The 20,241-nt window shown below is 41.4% G+C and carries 9 protein-coding genes and 1 tRNA gene; all 10 read right to left on the bottom strand.

Annotation, left to right across the window (positions count from 1 at the left end):
- Positions 1–6: 6 nt before the first annotated feature.
- The 10 genes from RT034_RS04545 to RT034_RS04500 all read right to left on the bottom strand — a co-directional run bounded on the left by RT034_RS04545 (position 7) and on the right by RT034_RS04500 (position 20,026).
- The gene (locus tag RT034_RS04545) at positions 7–3,396 is read right to left on the bottom strand and encodes an ATP-binding protein (RefSeq protein ID WP_076775506.1); all 3,390 of its coding nucleotides are present in this window, start codon (positions 3,394–3,396) and stop codon (positions 7–9) included.
- A 35-nt stretch (positions 3,397–3,431) separates the two neighbouring features.
- A complete protein-coding gene (locus RT034_RS04540; protein ID WP_313014190.1) occupies positions 3,432–4,418 on the bottom strand; it encodes a DUF4194 domain-containing protein in 987 nt (328 codons plus the stop codon).
- Between the two features lie 57 nt (positions 4,419–4,475).
- On the bottom strand, positions 4,476–5,948 hold the full coding sequence (locus RT034_RS04535) for a DUF3375 domain-containing protein (RefSeq protein WP_282842427.1): 1,473 nt from the start codon (positions 5,946–5,948) through the stop codon (positions 4,476–4,478).
- Positions 5,949–6,049: 101 nt separating this feature from the next.
- Positions 6,050–9,331 (bottom strand): restriction endonuclease, encoded by a 3,282-nt coding sequence (locus RT034_RS04530; RefSeq protein ID WP_313014186.1) that lies wholly within the window; start codon positions 9,329–9,331, stop codon positions 6,050–6,052.
- Between the two features lie 13 nt (positions 9,332–9,344).
- Positions 9,345–11,324, bottom strand: coding sequence for a site-specific DNA-methyltransferase (locus RT034_RS04525; protein WP_313014185.1), 1,980 nt, complete (start codon positions 11,322–11,324; stop codon positions 9,345–9,347).
- 35 nt (positions 11,325–11,359) lie between these two features.
- Positions 11,360–13,321: an RNA-binding domain-containing protein gene (locus RT034_RS04520; RefSeq protein ID WP_313014183.1), complete on the bottom strand. Its 1,962-nt coding sequence runs from the start codon at positions 13,319–13,321 to the stop codon at positions 11,360–11,362.
- A 13-nt stretch (positions 13,322–13,334) separates the two neighbouring features.
- On the bottom strand, positions 13,335–14,045 hold the full coding sequence (locus tag RT034_RS04515; RefSeq protein WP_409566311.1) for a DUF4391 domain-containing protein: 711 nt from the start codon (positions 14,043–14,045) through the stop codon (positions 13,335–13,337).
- Positions 14,046–14,053: 8 nt separating this feature from the next.
- Positions 14,054–17,443: a helicase-related protein gene (locus tag RT034_RS04510; protein ID WP_313014179.1), complete on the bottom strand. Its 3,390-nt coding sequence runs from the start codon at positions 17,441–17,443 to the stop codon at positions 14,054–14,056.
- A gap of 48 nt (positions 17,444–17,491) precedes the next feature.
- Positions 17,492–19,570: an ATP-dependent helicase gene (locus RT034_RS04505; protein ID WP_313014176.1), complete on the bottom strand. Its 2,079-nt coding sequence runs from the start codon at positions 19,568–19,570 to the stop codon at positions 17,492–17,494.
- A 380-nt stretch (positions 19,571–19,950) separates the two neighbouring features.
- Positions 19,951–20,026 (bottom strand) — tRNA-Gly (locus tag RT034_RS04500).
- Positions 20,027–20,241 lie beyond the last annotated feature (215 nt).

Raw genomic sequence — 20,241 nt, 5'->3', positions numbered from 1 at the left:
ACCATCCTAGGTTGTCATACTTTGTATTTGTATATTCATGTTTTCAAGCTGATTTTTTAGATGATTAGTTTGGTTTTTTTGTTGGTCATATTCTTCCCATGTTACTTCGGTCATCTGGCTTTCATGTTCGTTGATATTACGTTCACAGATAATCAAACTATTAGCAGCTTCTCGTGCTAGGTTCAGATTTTTGTAGGGCGTAATTAGGTTGATGTGAATATTAAGTTTGTTAAAGACATTAAGCACACGGCGGCTGACGGATTCTTGTGTATTAGAGAATGCTTCATCCAAAAACACGGTACTGTAAATGGGCTTATCGCCACCTGTTGGCGTCAGTACATAGGCAAGACTAGCAGCGACGATAATGCCTGCAAAGGATTCTTTTTCGCCACCCGATTTGCCACTCGATGAACTCAAAACATCGATGACTTGCTCTTCGCCTGTGTCAAGGTCGGTTTTAAACTCTTCGGCATTAAAACTCATCTGATAGCGTGGGTCTAGCAGTCTTAGGCTCTCGACATTGTTGGCGGTCGTACCGCTCGATGCTTTGTCCAAAATCACATTAATATCACTTAATAGCTTAAAGCGTTTTTCATGTTCTTCGGTGGTCATCAATCCCATTAAATTCGTTAATTGTTTATTAAAATCAACCACATGGGCATAGTTTTCGGATTTGATTTTTAGGCGTAAAAAGGTATTGGGGCGAAACTCGGTTTTTTGCAACACTTGATTGACCTGTTCAATGCCTTGTTTGATTTGTTCTTTCTCAGTGTTCATTTTGGTTCTAAAATTGACCAATGATTGGGTGAGATTGTTATTCATTCGGCTTTCAAATTTTTCGGTGAGTTTGCCCAAGCCTTCTTTGACCAGTTTGTCATAATAACCAATAAAATCCGCCATGCCTTGCTCATTATCCGTCCAGTCGGCACTAATGGGTTGCCATTTTGGATTGGCTTTAAAGCCTGCCATAATCCGCCCTGCGGTGTTGGTTTCTTCGCTTAGACGTTTGGTTTTACTGTCTAGACTCGCTTGAATTGTGCTTGCCAGTTGGAATTTATCGGCTAGATTTTGGCTGTGTTTATCGAGTTGTGCAAGGGTGTCTTCGCTAATGGCTTGATTAGCCAAATGGGCGTTCTGGCTAATTTTAGTTTCGATATAATTGAGTTTTTCTTGGATTTTGCCTTCTTGACGGTTTAATGTTTGGCTTTGTTGGGTCAAAGTGACGATGCTGTCTTTGCTTTCTTGATAAAGTTGTTTGAATTTGGCAATATCGCCTTGGGCATTTTCGATAATCGCCAGTTGCTGTTGTTGCTGTTCGAGTTGCTGTTGCCAGCTTGGTACATCAATCTCACGCCAAGTGAAGTCTTGGATTTTTTGCCAATTTTCTTTTAGCTTTCTGATGTTTTCCATGGTTTGGCGAGATTGGTTAAGCCGTTTTTCTTGCCCTAATAGCTGATTTCTTAAATCCGCTTGTTGCTCTAATAATGAATTTAACAACACTTGGTTATTAAAACCCAGTTGCCATTGGCGTTTGTCATCGATTTTGCTGATATCTTTTTTTTCAAAACGTCCTTTTTCTTTGTGAATTAAGCCGTTGATAGTCATCGAAAAAGGCGTATTGTCCAAAACTTGCGTACTTTCGACACAGGTTAAATCGTGTTTTTTCAAAAAACCTTTGAGCCACTCTCGGTACGGATGCTCTCGCCATGCCAGTTTTCTTAAAAAGCCATTTGGCAAAAATTCAGCTGATTGACGGTTATCGCTATCAACGACTTGCACTCGCAGATGTAGCCCTGTGTGGCGTTGGCTGTTGATGTAGCTTGTCACGCTTGAATACACAGCTTTATCGACTAATAGCGTGGTTCTCAGTCCGCCCAACGCTCGCTCTATCGCCCCTTGCCAAGTGGTTTGGTCGCCTTTGATATCCAACATTTCGCCGATAAATTTGGTATTATCCAAAGAAAGATTTAAATCATGGCAAAGTGTATCTCGCCATTGTTGTAATTGAAGCGGAATGTTGGAATTGGGTCGGGCTTTAATTTCTTGGACTTCGGCTTGGATATGGGTAAATTCTTGTTGAATCAAGCTAAATTGCCCACTAACCACGCCAAAGTCGCTTTGTGCTTCTGTTAGCTGATGTTCAAGGTTTTGTTGCTCATTGACCGCTTGCTGTTGATGATGTTCAAAGATAGTTTGCTGTAAATCTTTAGCTATCGTTAATTTTTCGCATAACGACTGGTAAGCTGATGCGTTTTTGCTAATACGAGCTAATTCTCTTTGGGTATAGCCTATTTCTTTTTGTAGTTCTTCGATGCGATTCCCACCCAAATTCATGTACTCGGTATAGTACTTTTGTGAGCTTTCTTGCATCTGCTGTAATTGGGTTTGATTTTCGTCGATATTATTTTTAATGGTATGATAGTCGCTTTGTAAAACGGCTAAATCTTGCTCAAGTTGTCGCTGTTCGTGTTTGGCGTGATAAATGGGGACGGCTTTTCCGAGTGTTTCAAGTTGAGCGATATCGCTTTTGAGTTGCTCCAATTTTTTGGCAAGATTGGGTAATGGCTCAAGTTTTTTGGCTTGTTCACGAGCATCAAGCAAGATATCATGTTCTTTTTTTAGGGTGTCAAACTCTTTTACAATCCCTTGGGCGTCATCTTTAAGGTTGCTTGGCTCTAGCACCAAAGTACGGATTAAGTCGGTGAGATTATCAATCTTTTTTAGCCCCAAGGCACGAGAGAGCAGGGCGGGGGCATTTTTGTTACCCAAACACAGCACTTGTTGATACAGGGTCTGATACGCATCAAAGGTTTGGGTATGGCTGATGTTTTGGTTGTCTAGCCATGAGCGAAAATGACGGTCATAATTTTCGTTAAATTCGGCTAAAACGTCTGGTAAAGTGACATCATGATTGGCAACCAAATAAATACGTCTGACATCACTCACACTGGTGGCATTGCTGTCCGCCCAAAACAGTCCAATCAAGGTAATATCATTGCCCTTGTTTTTATCTTTTTTCTTATCATCGTTATCGCCTTGATGATATAACGCCCTAAGCCCTGTGATGACTTTTTTATTACGCTTGGATTTGGTCGCTGTGGTCGCACCGTCATGCGTTTGGCCATAACTGCCCCGCATATAGGACAAAATGGTGCGGTCGGATTTGTCATTTTGGGCGGCGGCAATATTAAAGTTGGCTTGACGGGGTGGCATGAGTAATGCCATTAAAGCATCAACAAGGGTGGATTTTCCTGCCCCATTATCGCCTGTAATCAGCGTGCCGTTTGGGTCGATGTGGGCGGTGTGTAGCCCTGCAAATGAGCCCCAATTAAACATGGATATTTCTCGAAGTTTGATTTGCCCTGCCTGTGATGAGTCGAATAGATTGTTTGTCATGGTTTTCTCTTTATGGTTTTATCCATTCCCTTGATTTAGAACAAGCTTTCTTGAATATTTTCTTGTTTGTCTTGTTTGTCTGATAGCGGTATCGATTCACTTTTTTGAGTTAAAATAGCTTGCTTTGATATATGATTTTCTTGTTCAAAATCTTCATTCATTGCTTCATGAGATTCTTCTGCCATATCTTCACCGACCAAGGCTTTATATTCATTCAACATGGCCTGTAACAGACTGGCATTGACCACATAGCGTATCATGGGCGTGATTTCATAGCGTTCTTGACTGCTGTCGTGCTTTGTTGCACGTTTGGCAATTAGCAATTTGTGTTGTTTGGTAAAATGGTCTAGCCGATTGGATAATTTTTTCTTGTCTTTTGAGCCGTGGTCGGTCAAGGGCAAAAACGGCGACATTAGGCTTTCTAATTTTTCGATATCGATGATAATTTCGGTTTCGCCCAAATTTTGCCTTTCTTGGTAGTATTTTCTCAAAGTCAGTAGCAATAGGGTGTCATATACGGTTAAGGTGCGTTTTTGAATCAAGGAACTAACATCTTCATCTGCCAGTTCTTGTTGTTCGCTTTCGCTCTCTAAGTCTTCAAGCCCTGCTATATGCTCGTGATTGTCGGCGGTAAAGTCTGAACGTGCCACAAATGCCACGCCACTATGCTCATCAATGATTAGACTACAATACAGCTCAGATAAATGACGGCGGATACGGCTCTGATGGCGGACGATGTTATTAAAAAGTTGCGGTTTTTGACTGGCGAGTACCACGCCTTGTTGCGATAGATACACCAAGGCTCGGCGTGCATCATGGGGCATATCACTACTGTCTTGGCTATTTTGGCTCGTATTTGTGTCGGTATCAATATTTCCGCTATTTTCTATCGTATTTTCAATCACGCTATTATCAATCAGGGTATCAGATTGGCTATCATTTGGCTGTGTTACAGAAATAGGTTGATTATCGGACGGCTGGTTATTATTGCCAGTGACCATATTAAAAAAGCTGTTTGTCATTGCTATTTTCCGTGTGAATTTCCGTATTTTTTAAGGTTGTTTTTTAATCGGTTTGGGTTATAAATTTAAGCTCATGGGATTATCGACAAAGTCATGGGGAAAGTGGTCTTTGCTCAAGATAAGTTTGGGAATGGTGGCTTGTAGTTGATTGCCCAATTTATCGGTTACTTGAATGGGTTCGGTTTGCCCCATGTCGGTGGCTTGCACGGCTTTGGCGATACGGATAAAGGCGACTAGTTCTTCTAGCCCTGACTGGATGGGCAGATAACTACTGATATTGGCAAGGCTCATCGCTCCATGTTGATTTAAAACAGAATACAGTTTTTTGGCGACTTCGGTGGTTTGCACGGCATCTAGATTTTCAAGGGTTTTTTGACTCAATACACGGTTGTTTTGTTGCTCTTTGATATCGCTTAAACTGAGTTTTTCTTCGGCGACTTTTAGTCGAATACTGTCAGGCGAAGAATAAGGCATTTTGCCGACTTTTAAGCTAAGTCTTGTGTCAGTATCGAATATTTTTGGAGTTTGTTTGAAATGAATGGCACGTTTTTCAAGTTGTCCAATCAGTCTATCAACGGCATGATTTTCACTCATCGCTCCGCTTTCGATGTAGGACTTTAGCTGTTCTTCGGTACGGCGGCGAATGCGAAAAACTCGGTCACTTTCACGGGTCAGCTCTGGGATAATGGTGCTTAAAAACTGCTGATGATGGGGGGCAAGTTGAGATTTATCCAAGGTTTTTAGCACACTTCGCATCTGCTCGGTAAACTCAGTCAAGCGGTGGTCATCGGATAACAACTGAAAAAATCCGTCAAAAGCACTGCCAGCATCGGTCTTAGCAAGTAGGTCTTCTTGCTCAAAGACTTTTTGGAGCAATTCGCCTTTGCTCATATTGTCGTCAATCATTTGCACTCGCAGGTCTTTGTCCATTTTGCGGATTTCTTCTTCGAGTAAGCGAAAGTCCCCTGTCAAGCCAAACGCTAGTTGATAAATCTCTCGAATGCGTTCCTTTTTTTCATAGTCGTTGAGATAGACGACATTGCCAGCGTTCAAATCGGAAATTTGACGCTCTAGTTGGGCTTTTTGTTTTTCTAAAATGGCGATACGTTCAGCGGTGTTTTCACTCATCATGACTGCCAAATCTCGCACCGACTCTTGGACAATTCTCAGATGCGATGCCGATGTGCTAATCATCCGCTCGTCAAAACTTTGGCAAAACCGCAATACCCTATCGGTCGAATCGGTGACGGTAATGCGGTTATCCATTTCTCTGAGCCAACCTTTGTTTATCCAGTCATTAAGATAACTGCTGGCATTGGATTCGGTCTGCCAAGTGCCGTCCAGACGAGCTTCGGTGAGAAAGTTGTCTAATAAAGTCTTGGCTTGGGCATAGCTGATTTCGCTGTCTGTCTCAAAGGCGGTGGCGATAAAGGCTAAGATAAACGGAGCATTATCGGCTCGCAACAGTCGCCAAGCGTCTGATTCTTTGAAATGTCGCCCAAAATTTGCCGATTTTGCCAAAAAACTCATCGTTTATCCTTTTTTATGCTGTTTTTTTTATCACAGTCTTTATCTATTTTTTTAAGGGCGTATGCGATACGCCCCTACACCTCATTGTTATTTACTATTTGTTATTTTTTACCAACGATTTGCATGAGACTGTCAAAGCTATCCACGACTTGGTAGCTGATGGGCATTTGTGCTACGCCTGCCAAGGTATCGGTTTGTTCAAGCTCACCATTGTTTTGGTGGGCTTGTTGCAATTTGGCAAAAAACAGTTTGGCACTCTCAATTTTGTGTTTTTCGCTGTCTCGCAAATCGGCATCACTCATGCTACCTTTGGTTTCGGCAACAAAGTACACATGACGGACTTTGTCTTGATTAAAAGCGATTGCCCAGTCAGGGTTATAGCCCCCAAACGGTGTGGGGATTTCAAAGTTTTTGGGCAGTTTGGCATACACCACGACTTCGTCAATATGCTGTTCGAGTTCGTCCAAAAATTTTCGTTCAATATCCGAATCGGTCTCGACATAGTCCCACACATGGCGAGTGGCTTTAATCGCCTTGTCCGACAGTGGCAAATTACTGACAAAGATATCATTGCTGTCGTATCGCTCGGTGGTCAGTTCATAGGCGATGTTTTGCACGATTAGCTTGGCTTGTTGTTCGTTGATGATACGGCTGACTTCGCTGATAAAGGCTTCGGGGTTGTATTTAAACTGCGAGAACACCGCCGAGTTAATTTTACTTAATATCGCCACCACGCTACGGCGGGTCAAGTGGGTACGAGTAGCGACTTGTCCGATAAGGTCGTATTTGATAGGGGTTTGGACATTGACGTTGTACTGCTCACGGTTCGAGCGTACTTGCCCAAAGCTATCGCCTTGTTTTAGGCTCTCGTAGTCGATATTATCCTGTTGCCCTGCAGTTTTGATAGTATAGGTAAGTGAGCGGACAAACTGGTTGTTGCGTTCACGGCTGACTTTGTCAATTTCGCTAATGCTCTCGGCGATGAGTTTGTCGCTATCAAGTCCGATTTGATAAATCGATTTTTGGTTAATGCGTCGCCACAAGGCTTGGAATTCTTTGCGGTTTAGGTTTTCTTGGTTGATGGTGTTTTTGGGTTTATTACCATTATTGACCATACCGTCAAGGGCGTGTGGATTGACCACATTGCTGATGATTTTGTGAATTGAATTGGCAAACGGTTGCAAATCGTCTGGCAGTTTTGGCAAGCGGTCGTTGTCTTTATCTTCATGGAATTTTGCCAATAGATTATCCTCATCATCAAGATAATCATGCTTGACCAAGTATTTATAAATCTGATTGGCGGTCGTGCTGTCAATCGTCATCTGTCCGCCAAGCTCGCTCACCAAGGTTTTACCCGTGAAGTATTGCGGATTGGCTTTGCTTGGGCGATTGGCAAGGGTGGCAAGCATTTCTTTTTGAAGTTCGCCGACAAACTGAGTATAGCTTTCATTGGTAATGACGGTTAGGTTATTAAGCCGTTGCACTTCGCCCAATGGTAGATAACCGCTGTCCATGCGATTGCCAAATTTATCCACCGCTAACCGCAGACCACGCCCCACTTCTTGACGGCGTGAGATGACGTTGTCTGAATGTTTAAGCGTACAGATGACAAAGACATTGGGATTGTCCCAGCCTTCACGCAGGGCGGAATGCGAAAAGATAAAGCGGACGTTTTTGCGTGCCTTTTGTTCGTCGCTGTCTAGCGGTTCGGGGAATGCCAGTAGCGATTCTTTGTCCTTTAAAATCAAGTCATAGGCATCGATGTCGTCAGCGACTAGCACTTTTTCGCCCAGTTCTTCGTCTTTTTCCAGTTTGGTTTTTGGGTCTATCATGTGGCGGTTTTTATCAAGGCTAAAATAGCCGTTGTGGGTGCTGTCGGCATCGATGGCTTTGAGGTAGTCTTGGTAAGGGTCATTTTGTAGGTTCAAATCAATCCGCTGTGCGATTTCGTCCTTGTAGGCTTGGACGAACATATTGGCATAGTCGCCATTGACCATGTTGCCTTCGCTGTCGTATTGGCGGTATTTGGCGACTTCGTCGATAAAAAATAGGCTCAAGACTTTAATGCCTTTGTGAAACAGTCGCTGTTCGATATCTAAATGCGAGCGGATAGTTTCTCGGATTTGGATTTGGCGTAAATCCTTGTCTTCGCCTGTGCCTTGTTTACTGTTGCCTTGTCCGATAGTCAGGCGGATACCATTGGCAAATTCGATACTGTCGGCGGTGATGTTGGTGACGGTGTAGCGGTCGTTATATTGTTCGGCTTCGTTAGAAATAACAAATAAATCTCTGCCTTTTTCCACATTACGGATTTCTCGGCGAAACTCGCCTTTTTTGGATTTGATTTCCATTTCTAATCGTGCGACAGGGGCTTTGTTTGAGATGATGATGTCTTGTAGGTATAGATAGCCATGTGTGCCTGTCAAGCCTTTGACTTCGATGCCTTTGACGGTGATTTTTTTGACCAGTTTTTGGTTGTAAGCGTCGAGTGCGTCTAGGCGATAGACTAGGTTGTAGTCACGTTTGTGGGTAGCAGAATAACGTAGGATAAACAGCGGATTAAAGTTTGCTAATGACTGTAAGGTTTTCTCCGCTCCCATTTTTTGTGGTTCGTCTAGGATGATAATAGGGCGGTTACGGCGGATGACATCAATCGGTCGGCGTGAGCCAAATTCGTCTAGCTGTGCGTAGATTTTGCGTGACGCTTCGTTATTCGCCCCTTCTTTGATGGTGTTAAAGGCTTGCACGTTGATAATCATGATATTAATACCACCGTCTGAGCTAAAGCTCTCTAGGTGGTGCAAGGCTTTGGAGTCGTAGATAAAGGCTCTGGGTTTTTTGCCGTATTCTGCCAGTAGGTCGTCCGCCATCATGCTAATGCTTTTGTTCACGCCTTCACGGATGGCGATACTGGGTACGACGATGATAAATTTTGACCAGCCATAGTGTTTGTTTAGTTCAAAAATGGTGCGTAAATAGGTGTAGGTTTTGCCCGTGCCTGTTTCCATTTCGACATTAAGGTTTAAAGGGCTTTGGGTGAGGTTTTTGCCTTGGCGGTTATCGGCGGTGATAAGTTCGGTGGATTTTGGTAAGCCTTGGTTGATTTGCACGGTTTGGCTATTTTTGAGGATTTCGTCCATGTCAAAAAGCGGGCTATTGGCAAATCCCACGCTGATGTCGTCGTTATCGTCTTTTTGGTCGTTTGTGTGGTCAGGGTCGGACAAGTCAAAACCCATTTGGGCATTTTTTGCTAACTTCGGCTGATTGCCCAAGTCTAGGGTGTAGCGAGTGTGTCCACCTAGTTGTTGCTGTCCTGCGAATACGTCCACGACGGCTTTGACGGCATCAAGCTGGTACGGTAGGGGTTTAAAGGTGATTTTCATGTTTTTTCCCCCTTCAAATAAACCGCACGTCGGTTTTTGGTGAGAGTTGCTTGAAGCGTTCGACGATGTTGGTTTTGTCGCTGTCGGTGGCAATGGCTCGTTCGCTGGTGATGAATTTGAGCGGATTCATTTTTGCAATTTCGCTTATCATGTTAGCGTCGATGTGGTCTAGGCTTGCGATGAGTGAGTTTCCGCCGACTTGGTAAATGGTGTGTCCGCCTACGTTGCTACGTTCAATCGGTAGCGAGAGCGGTACGCCTGTTTCTAGCATGAACTGGAATAGTAGGTCTTCGTCGGTGCGGTCGGCTTTGATGTTGTTTTCTAGTGAGCCTAGTAGGTCTTGGCTGTAGTCTTCTGGGCGGTAGTAGATGTCTGCCATGTTGGTGGTGTCGATTTTGAGAACTCGAAAGCCTGTGTCAAGGTGGGTTAAGTCCTTGTCGCTGTTATCCTCACGGATTTTGACCCCTGCTCGGCGGATGCGTTCTTTGGATATTTCGGCGATAGTTGGGTAGCCTGCTTTGTAGGCTTCGGATTTTGGGTCGGTTGCCTCTGGGATTTGTACCATGATAAATTTACGGTTGCCCCCGTCTTCGGCGTTCAGTTGCATGACGGCATGGGCTGTAGTTGAGCTACCTGCAAAAAAATCCAAAATTAAAGCGTTTTCTTTTGGCTCTGTACTATATAATATTATATCTTTCAAAAATGGAATTGGCTTTGGATTTGTAAAATCAATTTTACCCATTAAAGCTCTATAAATTTTGGTTGCTGAATCTGTTGAATAGTCTGCTCCAAACATTACAGATTTAGGCTTAATTCTTTTAACTTCTCCATTATCAAATAAATAGTCTTTTTCATAAACATTATACTTGTCTGCATTTCTAACTGGCTTGGCAATTAAGCTTTTTAAATTATCACTTGCTGTGGATTTTCCCCAACGCCAACGTCCAGCAACTCCATTAGATTTATAGGGTAAAACTTCTATATTAAAAGTTTCATCCATAGTTAGGCTTACTTCGCCAGTTTTTGGGTTTGTATAAAAAGGATAATACATATTAGGTCTTTCTTCCCTAGTATCCGCTCCACCTCTTTTGCGTAATTCAATCAATCTGTAAGCACCAAATTTTTCATCATGTTCGTTGTAGTCTTTTTTCAAATCCTCACTTAAATCTAATCCATACTCACTAAAATTTTGACTTTTTACAAACATTAGTAAGCGTTCATTAGCCCTTGCAATATACTTTTTGTCATTTCTGCCTTTGAGATTATTAACAACTGTTAAATCTGCAATAAAGTTTTTTTCAGAAAATATTTCATCACAAATTTTTTTTAAATTAGCTTGTTCATTGTCATCAATCGAAATAAAAATAACCCCATCATCAGCGAGCAAATTTCTAGCAAGCTTCAACCGACTATACATCATCGACAACCAATCACTATGAAACCGCCCATTACTCTCCGTATTCGCCACGAGCCTATTACCATCCGCATCCACCTGCCCCGACCGCTCAAAAAACGCCTGCGTATCCTCCGCAAAATCATCGTTATAAATAAAATCATTGCCGGTATTGTACGGCGGATCGATATAAATCATCTTCACCTTGCCCAAGTAGCTTTCTTGCAATAGCTTCAACGCCTCAAGATTATCCCCCTCAATAAACAAATTCTGCGTCGTATCAAAATCCACACTCTCACCACGCACAGGGCGTAACGTCTTGGCAATCGGACTGTTCGCCGTCACAATAGCCTCACGCTTGCCCACCCAATCTAGGCGGTAACGCTCCTGACTGCCATCAATGACCGAATGCGACAACTCCTGCTTTAACAACTCAAAATCCACGCCCAACTCAAGCACCACTTGCCCATCTTTATCCCGTAACACATTGCCATTATCATCGGTTTTGGGCTTTTCCGTCACACAGTTGGGGAATAGCTTGGCTAAATGGGCGATGTTGCTATCGACTAAATTGGTTGAGTGCATTTTTAGAGCAGTCATGGTAAGTCCTTAAGGTTTTGATTGTATTATTTGGATTAAATGAGTAAGTCTTGTTGTGGGTTGTTTTCTAGCGTTTTTAAATATGCTAGCCCCTCATCAGTCGTGCGATAGGCTTGGCTTGGGTGAGTATTTTGTGGGTATTTTTTAGCAATTTTTTCTTCTTTTACCAAAGCAGTTAAATGGTTTTGTGTGGTTTGATTCGTTCTTAAAATCAAATCTGACACAGTGGCAAGGCTTAAAAACTCATGCTGGCAAAGTTGCAAGATAATTGCCCTAAGCTGTTCGTTAGATAGTCTTTTTTTTCGTCTAGCAGGGTTAGCGACACTGATAAGGTCAGTATCTTCTAAAATTTTAGCGTCGTTATTAGGGTAGCTTGATTCGTTATTAGGGTAGCTCGGGTCGTTATTAGGGTAGCTCGGGTCGTTATTAGGGTAGCTCGGGTTGTTACCTGCCAAACTTATTTCACTACCTGCTAAGCTATTATCACTCGCCAAACTATAAATTGCCCATCTTCCGCCTGTAGATACCAGCATACCCTGTTTTACAAGGTGCTGTAACATTTTGGTGATATCAGCAGGATGATTAGGTAGTAAGGTTTTTAGACGTTGATGATTTGCTTCACTTTCAAGATAGATTGTTGCTAAGATAGCTTGCTCATCAGTGCTTAAAGCCAAAAATTCTTTACCATACTCATTTTCTAAATATTGCATGACATCGTTTGGAAATAAGTCATTCATGCTTAACTCAAGAACTGTCTGATAATTCGGCTCTCGTTTCTCATACAAGGATGGTAATTGCCAATGACAAGCTCGCCAACCTGCTAAAATATTGGGAATACCAGAACCCGCTTGCTCACCAGCTTTGATAAAACGAAACATTTTATGTAGGTTACGATTTCGGCAATCAGACTCTCCGCCTTGAAGTGATATCTCAATAGGTACACGCATCAAGCCAGGATTACGAAAATAGAAACTATTAGGGTATTTAACAATCTTAACAGATGCTCTGTCACTATAATCAGCATGTACTAATGAATTGACTAATGCTTCTCGAATAGCGATATGAATAGGCGTATCGTCTTGCCTCTCACCATTTTTGAGTTTAAACGGTATCTTGATATCTTGAGTAAGTTTAATAGATACTCTGCGATAAAAATCGAATAAATTACCACTCCAGTTACCATCTGGTACAAGTCTATCAATCCATCGAATAGCTACATCATCAGATTCACGCTCTTGATAATCAAGCATATAGTCAGGAAAAACTTCAGAAATAGCTTGCTGTTGACCAAACATCAAAAGTCCTGCTTTTGTTAGACCTTGTTCTCCTGTCTCACGATTTTTGCAATAGCCACCAATTTTAGTCAAAAAACTTTGGTTATCATCATCATTCCAAGGCGAAGTAGGATTAAAGTTAGTAAAGCGTTGACGATAGGTTTGTAGTGATGTTAAATCTAAATCTGATAACGAAAAATTGGGCAGAATATCACTATCTAGGCTGTCTTTGACTTGTTCAGCAATTAGGCGTTTGACTTGTTCATCAGGTAGCCGAAAATCACCTTCATGCTGTCGAATAAATGTATTACCAAAAGGATTTCCATCTAAAAATATAGGCTGTTGTTTACGTGTTGCCCTTGGAACAGAAACTAATAAAACGGTTTTTCCTTCAATATCCCATTCAAAAATATTACTATCCGTGAGTAAATTATAGCTAACTTTATTCTTGTTATTAACTGTCTTAAAAATATCGTTTTTGATTTGATGAACTCGCTCAATACCTGATACTTCAAAAGTGTTGTTTTGCTTAATTTCCTTGACCCCAAGTATCACAACACCGCCATTTGTATTGGCAAATGCACTATAGCTATCCCAAAAACTATTAGGTAACTCTCCTTTACCATCTTTTCCCCCAGCAAGTTTACATTCAATATCAACACTTTCTTGCAGTTCTGAAAGGCTATTCTCTGTAATTTGCTGAATAATCTGACTAATACTCATGGGCTTTCCAAAATTATTTTAAGAACTCGTTTAACTGTTTCTGCAACCCTTGCAACTGCAAGTTCATCTCAACTTGTCGATTAAACTGCTTTTCTTTATCAATGCGTTTTTGCAACACCCCAATTTGTTTATTCAACAACGCTACTTTTTCGGCATACGCAATTTTATCCGCTATTGTATCATGCGATACGCTTGCCTGAGCGATAGCTTGGGGTGCAATGGGTGATAAGTCCAAATCCTTGGGCAAATCCACTGCCAATAACCGCTCAATCAACCACTCGTACAAATCCGCAATGCTAAACACCAAAGGCAAATCTTGACGCTCATTAACTTCTAGCCAGTCGGATGAATAATACTTACCCAATACCACTTTTTGGCTATCGGCTTGGTTTACTCTTTTATAAGTGGCAATCACCTTGACTTGATGACTAAAATGCACCTCAAAAATAATCGGCGATGGGATGGTCTTATCAATAAATTCACAAATATCGGTATCAAACTCAGCTACACGGCTATGAATCTGAAAAATTTGGATTTCTTTGACCGTGTCGCTATCGGACAAGTTAATCGTTTGGCTGGATAACTTGTACGCCCAGCGGATAGTCTCGACTTGCTCGACAAATAAGCGTTCGATACGGTGGGTGGCATTGCCTTGTTGATAGAATTTATTTTTGGCAATGACTTTATCCACTTTGGCAGTAGCAGGATAACGATATAACACAATAACATTCCTTATGGTGTATCATCAATTAGCGCAATAAACCCAATCAACTCAAAATCATTAATTCCCGACACATCATCGACTAACGCACTGGTCGTGATACCGCTAAACAAGCTGTCAATATCCTTTTCCGCCTTCACGGTTTGGATACTGGCGACCGCTTGGTCAAGTAGCTTAGAATAATGTGCCATATTGCGACCATCATCGGTTCGTGCGTTAAAAACCTCATAGGCACTAGGTAATGGTTTATCAAGATGACGACTAGCAAGGCGGGCTCTATCAAGTAGCTTTTTGGCTTGGGTATAGTCGTTAATAATCTCGCCTGTTTCAGTGATATAAACCAAAAAATAGGGATAAAGACGGTTAGCGGTTATATCACTTGAAAGTTCTTTGCTGAATCCTTGTCGTGACTCAAGGACAAATATCACACCTGCAGGCAGACCATCGTCCGCTCTAGCAGGTACAACAGCGTGTAAGCCTTTTGGTAAACGGGTTATTTCTGGATTTTGCTCCAAGTAAGCAAGCAAATCCATGCGAAAATCATTGAGCCCCAAATCGGTAATCGCAACGCCTGTATTAGCATCTTCAAGGTCTAGTACTTCGTTTTGCAATTTTTGCAGTTGTTCACGGCGGTAGGCGATATCATTGGCTTTGGCGGACAAAATATTATCATCGCCTGTACTGGTCATATCCACAATCACCATGCGATTTTCCACGCGCTCACGCAAATTGATATAGTCATCAAGGCTAATGTCAGGCCAATAATTGGCAAGTTGTATGACTTGGTTGGGTGAGCCAATACGGTCAATCCGCCCAAAACGTTGAATGATACGCACAGGATTCCAATGAATATCATAATTAATCAGATAGTCACAATCTTGCAGGTTCTGACCTTCAGAGATACTGTCCGTTGCAATTAATAAATCAATCTGACGGCTTTCATCAGGGAAAATGGCTTGTTTTTGCTTAGAAATGGGAGAAAATAACGTCAAAAGCCCTTGCATATCATAGCCGTGACGGCGATTTGGCATAGATTTAATAGTGGACTTATTATGAGTACCTGTAATCAGAGCGGTATGAATACCAAACCGCTCAAGCATCATGGGAGCAATATACTTGTATAAATAGTCTGCGGTATCAGCAAATGCAGTAAAAATGATAACTTTGCGGTTATTATTATTGATAGGTGTTTCGATTTTTTGGGTAATATGCTCAAGTAAATGCTGGAGTTTGGCATCGGCTTGTTCATCAATCGGGAGAATAGAACGTAATATCCCTTCAATAATCACCAAATCACTGGACAAATCCGCTTGCCAACGCAGTAAATCCATATCTTCAAGATGAATTTTAAGTTTTGAACCGATTAAATCTTCTGGATACAGATTTTCGCCATTTTCATCTTCGTCATAGCCCCAATTATAGCTTGAGTCTAGGGAAATACTAACTTCATCGCTGTTTTTTTGTTGGCTGGATTTACGTTGTTTAAAATCATCTATTTGAGATAACACATTTTTGATATTGGTCTGTAACACCGTTAAAGTCAGCCGAAACGCATGAATAGAGCTTTCTAGGCGTTTTAACAAATTAACCGTCATCAAAGCTTGCAAGCTTTTTTCACGGTCAATTTGGCGGAACTTACCACCACCTTGCGTTTGGGTATCAAAAATCGCTTCATACTTAGCAATCTTGCTATCCAAAATATAGCCAACAGGGGCATAAACCGCCATACGAATAAGCGATAAATCTTGATAAAGCTCATTAAGTGAGACGGCTTTTTCATCGCCTTCTGGATAAGTAGAAATGTGAGTTCTAAACGATAATGGCTTGAGACGCTGTGGGAACTGCCCAATATCCTTGGTGTCATAAAAACTTTGGATATGTTTGCGAGAACGAGCAATGGTGACGCTATCTAATAACTTAAAAAAATCAAAATCAAGTAAGTTTAAAATTGCCGATGTGGTGCGTTCTTGTGGTGATAGTTTTGCCCATACGTTAAAGCTGGCTTGAGCTCGCCTAAAAATCGTCTCGATATCTCGTTCAGTATCTAATTTGGCATCAAGGTTTTGGCTATCGCCTTCATAGGCTAGGGCGAGTTGATTTTTTAAATCATTAAAACGGTTATTAACTGGGGTAGCCGATAGCATCAATACTTTGGTCTTGACCCCCTGCCGAATCACTTGATTCATCAAGCGGTCATAGCGAGTTTGTTTATCCTTAAAAAACTCTCGATTGCGAAAATTATGTGACTCATCAATCACTACCAAGTCATAATTTCCCCAATTGACTCGTGACAAATCAATACCTAGTGTCTCGCCACGTGTGCGGGATAAATCCGTGTGGTATAGAACATCATAACTAAATCTATCTTTAGCAAATAAATTGGTTACCACATTGCTATTATAATTTGTCCAGTTTTCAGCCAGTTTTTTGGGGCAAAGCACCAATACGCTTTTATTGCGTAGTTCATAATATTTGATGACAGCCAGAGCGGTAAAAGTTTTACCCAAGCCGACACTATCCGCGAGAATACAGCCGTTATAAGTTTCTAATTTGTTGATAATACCCTTTGCCGCATCTTTTTGGAAATTAAACAGTTTTTGCCAAACGAGCGTTTCTTGAAAACCTGTTAAATCATTGGGTAAGACATCTTCATTAATATCTTGCAAAAAATCCTTAAAGATATGATACAGCATCAAAAAATAAATGCGTTCTGGTGAGTTCTCTTGATACACCGAAGCGATATGTCGAATAATAGATTCAGTGATATCTTCTACCTTGCTGGTATCACTCCAGATTTGGTTAAATAAATTAAGATATTGCTCGGCAAACGGGGTTTCTAGTCGATTGACAATATTGGAGATGGCATTGCCTTTTTCATAGCCCAATCCAACAGGTGTAAAGCCTTGAATAGGCATATAGGCAAATTTGTCTAGACTATTACCAATATACAAAAATTCTTGCATAGGCGCATTACTGCGATTTGACTTAAATATGGCTTTTCGTCGTATCCAGTCGGCACATTCTTTGGCAATCGCTTTTTGGGTTAGTTTATTTTTGAGATGTAGTTCAAAGGCAGTACCATAAAGGCTATTTTCTCGGCGGATTCTTGAGCGCAAATCTTCATCTAGCGATTCATGGATAACATACTCTCGCTTTTCCTTTTTAATTTTATCAACCATACTTTCTATTGGGTTTTTTGCTATGGAATTGCCAGCGACGAAAGTAGGTGATGTAAAAATAAACTGCAAGCTTTCAACTTTTTCAAGTTCATTTTTCAGAGCAGCAAACGCATAAATAGAAAAGTAAGACGCAGCAATCTTAATGCGATTTTCTGAGCCATTATTTAATTGTGATTTAATGTCATTGCCAAATAAATTGTTAATATTATCGATAAGCTTCATAGCATCTAACTTACTAGGTTTTAAATTTATTTAAGATAAAGTTATATTTTAAAAAGGTATACCATCAAAATCATCCCCTAAATCTAGCCCAATGATTGGTCGATTTGTTAGCGGTCTATGACTGTCAAAGCTATCCCTTCTATTTGTAAACGAACGCATTCCTGCATCATCAGGTAGCAAATCAGTTGGTACTTCACTTAAGAAGTAACTTTCAATGGTACGGTTTTGACTATCCACACGACTCGTCGCCCAGGTATTTAAGTTTTGCCGTGTGATAATCAGTTCATCTTTGGCGCGGGTCATCGCCACATATAGCACACGGCGTTCTTCTTCCACTTCTTCAAAGCTGTCTTGCGCTCGCATATGGGGATACTGTCCAACAGACGCATTAATGATGTAGCATACTTCCCGCTCTGCCCCTTTGGCGGAATGGATGGTAATGAGTGTCACCATGTCTTCATTGTCTTGGCTAGTGACTTCACTGTGGGAAATGGGCTCTAAGATATAAGCTTCGATAAAATCCGCTAACGTATCATGGCGTCTAGCCAGTTGTTTGACCAAATCAAAGTCCCGTACCCGTGCTTCCCAATCGCGTTTTTCATAGTTCTTTTGCAATTGGTCATGTAACGCCGCAAAGGCGATATCAATACTTTTCTCAGGTAAGTGTTGTGCCTCGCTTAGTTGCTTTAACGCGTCAATGGCAGGTTTGGGTACTTTGCTTTTTTTATCTAGAATGTCGATACAAGCGGTTAAATCAGGCTGGGTTAAAAACTCATTAACGAGCTTTCCTGCGCCGGCATCACCGATACCATCCCAAAGTGTTAAAAAGCGTATCCAAGCCAGTTCATCTAAATAGTTCACGCTGACTCGTAGCATACTGATTAAGTCTTTGACGTGAGCGGCTTCCAGTAACTTAGTACCCCCGATAAAGATATAAGGGATATCCGCTTCAATCAGGGCACTTTCTAATTGTCTACCTGAAAAGGCTGAACGCAGTAGAATCATATGATGATGCCACGGTGTGCCTTTGTTATAACGGTGCTGTAAATCTTTTACTACCCATCGTGCTTCATCAAACTCATTGCCAAAGCTGTAGAGCACGGGTTTAATGCCATTACCGCGATGCGCGGTCAGACGCTTTTCATACTGTAGCTCACTTCTATCAAGCAGCCAGTTAGATAAGTCTAAAATCTCTTGGGTCGAACGGTAATTTAAGTCAAGCGTAAGCACTTGGGCATCGGGTACCCGCTGTTTGAAGCTATGGATGTTTTGAAAGTCGGCACCGCGAAAGCCATAAATGGATTGGGCATCATCACCGACACAGAATAATTGACTGCGTCCGATAAAAGGTTGCAATAGTAACCACTGCAACGGGTTGGTATCTTGCATTTCATCAACCAATAGATATTTGGTCGTTTGGGTTACTTTTTCTAATAACCATTCATCAGCATTTAAGTATTTAGCGACATATTCTAGGATATCGTCATAATCAAGATAGTGACGTTCTTGCTTTTGTTTTTGATAGCCTGCCATGATAAGTTTTATCTCATCCATCACTGGCTGATAGTCAGGTAGCTGCTTATACAGTGCATCTTCAAATTTGGTTTGGGTATTGCGGGCATAGGAGTATAAGTCAGCCAGTTCTTTAGCCTTTGGTAGCTTCTCACCGACGGGTTGCTGACGATTGTTTTGAAAGGTAATGGTTTTACCCGTTGACGTGATTTGGCTATTACGTTTGTCTTCGAGTTTACCACGAAGTAGCTTGAACATCATAACTTGGTCATCACGGTCGATGACGTTAAAGCCTTGTAAGCCAAACACTTTTGAATAGCGACGTAGAATAGTTAAACAAAAGGTGTGGAAAGTGGAGGCTCGTAGTCCTTCGGCTTGTGCGCCTAGATGGTTTTCAACACGGCTAACAATCTCAGATGCGGCTCGGCGAGTAAAGGTGACAATCTGAATCTCGTTGGCAGGGGCGCCTTGACTAATGAGATAGGCAGCCCGAGCCACAATAGTCTTGGTCTTACCACTACCCGCCCCTGCTAATACCAAGGTGTTTTGGGCATTGGTGGTGGCAGCTTTGCGCTGGGCTGGGTTAAGTTCGGCAAGGAGGTTGTTGATGGTCATAGAAGAATTCGGAGTTGATAGCTTGATTTTAAGCTAGCAAATTATTTAAAGACTGTCTAATGTTTTAGAAACTTTTAGATAACCTATAGTTTTTTTAATAATTTAAGGCTGTGACTAATTAGTTCACATATAAAAAAGCAGTTTAGTACCTTTTAAAGTAGTACTAAACAATAATTTCACGGTCGGGGTCACAAATTTCAAAGTAAAATTTTAGGCTTGGCACAAATTTGGCACAATTTTGTCACACAGATTTTTTTGTGTGACAAATTGAGGAAAAGTGGTCATTGAAATTAATGAAAAAATCTTGAAGTATGAATGGTAAGTCATTGATTTTTAGGCAATAAAAAAGCCACTTCAATGTAAAGTGGCTTTTTTGAATTTGGAGCGGGAAACGAGATTCGAACTCGCGACCCCGACCTTGGCAAGGTCGTGCTCTACCAACTGAGCTATTCCCGCATTAGGTGGTCAACTAGCAATTTTGAATGTTTGTTGCGTCGTTGTGGATGCGTATTATAAGGATTTTTGATACGGCGTCAAGCATTTTTGCAAAAAAAATTCAAAAAAATACGTTTTTTTTAAATTTAACTGTTTTTACTGGGTTTCATTGAGAAGTAGTTTTTTTGGTAGTGGTATGAAAAGTATGCTGGTATAGAAATAAAAAAGACAGCTTG

The organism is Moraxella sp. CTOTU48841 (assembly GCF_032061225.1).
Classification (GTDB): domain Bacteria; phylum Pseudomonadota; class Gammaproteobacteria; order Pseudomonadales; family Moraxellaceae; genus Faucicola; species Faucicola cinerea.
Note: the sequence above shows the minus strand (reverse complement) of the source record. Positions and strands in the feature narration are given on the sequence as shown.